We start from the raw sequence: 3,349 nt of genomic DNA on the forward strand, positions 1-3,349 counted from the left end.
CAGGATCATCAGCGCCCAACTCGCCGGTTCGGGCACGGCGCTGACGCCCGCCATGCCGCGCGGCGCGCCTATCCATCCCCGAGGCTCGGGGAGCGCCGCGATGGCGCGGACGATCTCCTCGAGGGTGTCTCCGGTCGACACAAAGGCCGAACGGTCGGCCGATGGTATATCTGTTGGCATCTCGCCGACGCGCAACGCTAGTTCCCCTCGGCAATGTGAGTCCTGCCGGGGCTGCACCGCGAACTGCGGGTCGCGACTTGGGAAAACAAGCTCAAGCCATTGGTCCGTAACGGCCCGCTTCGGAACGAGTTGGACGCCACGGCCATGTTTTCATTGAACTTCATTCAGCTTCCCAAGCTGAATGTCAGGGGTTCGATTCCCCTCACCCGCTCCAACGCACCATCAGCGGCGGTGGGTCCGCATGTCCGCGCCATAGGGCGCGCCGCGGGGCCTGCGAAGCCTTCGCACGCCGGCGACAATGCCGAGCCCCACCAGAAAGAGCGTTAGAGCAACGATGGCTCCCATGAGTATCGCGTCGACGTCGATCATTCCGCTTCCGATTTTGCAGCATGGCCCCGGCGCGCTGTGGCGCCCTTCTCGGCGTCAACGACCGCTGCTGTGCCTCGGTTCCCGCCAGCGTTGCACGCGACCAGGAATACGCCGGCCGCACGGGCCGCTAGGGGGTCATCCACGCCACGGCCCGATCGAGCAGGTCCGCCAGCACGTCCGCGTCCTTGCGGCCGGTGCGCGCGGGGACGTGGAACGAGTGGTCGGCGTCGTCGGCGAGGGCGAGGGTGGCGCGGTCGCCTAGGGCCGACACGACCGGCCGCAGCAGGTCGAGGCTGGCCAGGGTGTCGTTCGTCCCCTGCAGGAAGAGCATCGGGACGGCGACGTCCTCGAGATGGTCGGCGCGGTCGATGCCCGGCTTGCCGGCAGGGTGCAGCGGGAAGGCGAAGAAGACGAGGCCGCGGACGCCGTCGAGCGGCGCCTTGGCCTGGGCCTGGGAGGTCATGCGCGCGCCGAACGAGCGGCCGCCGGCGAACAGGGGGAGGCCGGCCGCGCGGCGTTGGGCTTCGGCGGCCGCGGCGCGGACGGCAGCGTGCGCGATAGCGGGCGGATCGGGGCGCTTGCCGCCCTTCTCCATGTACGGGAACTGATAGCGCAGGGTGGCCACGCCGCGCGCCTCAAGGCCATCGGCGGTGGCGGCCATGTGCCGGTGCGTCATGCCGGCCCCGGCGCCGTGGGCCAGCGCCAAGACGGCCTTGGGCGCGGCGGGCGCCTGCCAGATGGCGGAGACGGTCTCGCCGTTGGCGAGGGCAAGGGTCAGGGACTGCGTCGGCATGGCGCGACCATAGACGATCGCGCGCCGCCTCGGCATGGTCCGGGACGCAATGGCCGGCCGCCTCGACACCTATCGCGCCAAGCGCCGCTTCGCCGAGACGCCCGAGCCGGCGGGCGGGCGCGCGGCCGACGACGGCGGCGCGCCGATGTTCGTCATCCAGAAGCACCGGGCCAGCCACCTGCACTACGACCTGCGGCTGGAGATGGGCGGCGTGCTGAAGAGCTGGGCCGTGCCGCAGGGTCCGTGCCTGGACACCAAGGTGCGCCGCTTCGCCAAGCTCACCGAGGACCATCCGATCGAGTATGGCGCGTTCGAAGGGCGCATCCCGGACGGCAACTACGGCGCGGGCAACGTCATCATCTGGGACCGCGGGACTTACGTGACCCTGAAGGACCCCGAGCAGGGGCTGGCGGACGGGGAGATCAAGTTCCGTCTCATGGGCGAGAAGCTGTCGGGCGGCTGGACACTGGTCCGGCTGAAGGATGACCCGACCGACTGGCTGCTGATCAAGGAGCGCGACCCCTCGGCCCGGCCGCTGGCCGACTACGACGTGCTGGTCGAGGAGCCGAACAGTGTGGTGTCGGGCAAGGGGGTGGACGAGCCCGTGCCTGAGCCGCCGCCGCGCAAGGCGGTGAAGAAAGCGGCCCCGGGCAAGATCGCCGGATCGGTTGCGGCCCCGATGCCGACCAAGTGGAAGCCGCAGCTCGCCACGCCGGCCGAGATCGCGCCCAAGGGCAAGGGCTGGGTCCACGAGATCAAGTACGACGGCTACCGCACGCTAGTGTTCTTCGAGGGCGGGCAGGTCCGGATGATCACACGCAACGGGGTGGACTGGACGCACCGGTACGCGGCGCTGGCCAAGGCGTTCGCGAAACTGCCCTGCAAGTCGGCGATCCTCGACGGCGAGATCGTCGTGCAGGACCCGCGCGGCGTCGCGAAGCTCGACCTGCTCGAGCACGCGCTGTCGCAGAACGACAGCCACGCGATGACCTACTTCGCCTTCGACCTGGTCTACCTTGACGGCTACGACCTGACGGGCGCCAGCCTCACGGACCGGAAACGGGCGCTGGACGGGCTTCTGGCGCCGGTGGTCGACGCCCGCTCGCAGATCCAGATCAGCGACCACTTCGAGGGCGAGGGCGACCAGCTGTTCGCCCAGGCCAGCCGGCTGGGCCTGGAAGGCATCGTCTCGAAGAAGGCCGACAGCCGCTACGTCCAGCAGCGGAGCGCCAACTGGCTGAAGGTGAAGCGGGTCGAGATCGACGAGTTCGTGGTGATCGGCTTCCTTTCGAACATGCCGAAGAACGCCTCGTCCCTGGTCCTGGCCGAGGAGCGGGGCGGCGAGCTGGAATACGCCTGCCGCGTCGGTTCGGGCATCGGGGAGGACCTGGCGCGGGAGATCTACCGGGCGTTGGAGCCCGACCAGCGCGCCAAACCCATCGTGCCGGTCCCGCCGACGCCCGGCGCGAAGTGGGTCGAGCCGAAGTGGACGGTCGAGATCGGCTACCGCAGCCGCTCGCGGATCGGCGCGCCGCGGGCCCCGACCCTGATCTCCATCGCGCCCTGGAAGCCCAAGCCGGTGGCGAAGGCGGTGAAGCCAAGGCTGGTCAGCGACCGCGACCTGGCTGGGATACACCTGACCAATCCGCAGCGTGAGTTTTCGGACACCGGCGTCACCAAGCTGGACGTGGCGATCTACTACGCCCGGGTGGGCGACTGGCTGCTGCCCGAGGTGCTGCGCCGGCCGGTGACGGTGATCCGCTGCCCCTCGGGCGACCTCAAGGAGCTGTTCTACCAGCGTCACGCCTTCAACGGCCTGCCGCCGGGCCTCGAGACGGTGGAGCTGTCGGACGAGGAGGGGCGCGCCGCCTTCATCACCATCACTGAGCCCAAGGGCTATCTGGGCCTGACGCAGTTCGGGGCGGTGGAGTTCCACCTCTGGGGCTGCCGCGTCGACGACCCCGAGCACCCCGACCGCATCGTCCTGGATCTGGACCCGGACGAGGG

Annotated in this window: 4 protein-coding genes; 1 reads left to right on the forward strand and 3 read right to left on the reverse strand. The window is 69.8% G+C overall.

Annotation, left to right across the window (positions count from 1 at the left end):
* From VGD44_RS17680 to VGD44_RS17690, 3 genes are all read right to left on the reverse strand, one after another.
* On the reverse strand, positions 1-195 hold a 195-nt coding region (locus VGD44_RS17680), incomplete at its 3' end, for a hypothetical protein (protein WP_331089534.1).
* Positions 196-402: 207 nt separating this feature from the next.
* Positions 403-549: a hypothetical protein gene (locus VGD44_RS17685; protein ID WP_331089536.1), complete on the reverse strand. Its 147-nt coding sequence runs from the start codon at positions 547-549 to the stop codon at positions 403-405.
* Between the two features lie 127 nt (positions 550-676).
* A complete protein-coding gene (locus VGD44_RS17690; RefSeq protein ID WP_331089538.1) occupies positions 677-1,342 on the reverse strand; it encodes an alpha/beta family hydrolase in 666 nt (221 codons plus the stop codon).
* 34 nt (positions 1,343-1,376) lie between these two features.
* Here VGD44_RS17690 and ligD point away from each other — a divergent pair.
* A partial coding sequence (ligD, locus tag VGD44_RS17695) for a DNA ligase D (protein WP_331089540.1) occupies positions 1,377-3,349 on the forward strand: 1,973 nt, incomplete at its 3' end.

It is taken from the genome of Phenylobacterium sp. (assembly GCF_036402295.1).
GTDB lineage: Bacteria > Pseudomonadota > Alphaproteobacteria > Caulobacterales > Caulobacteraceae > Phenylobacterium.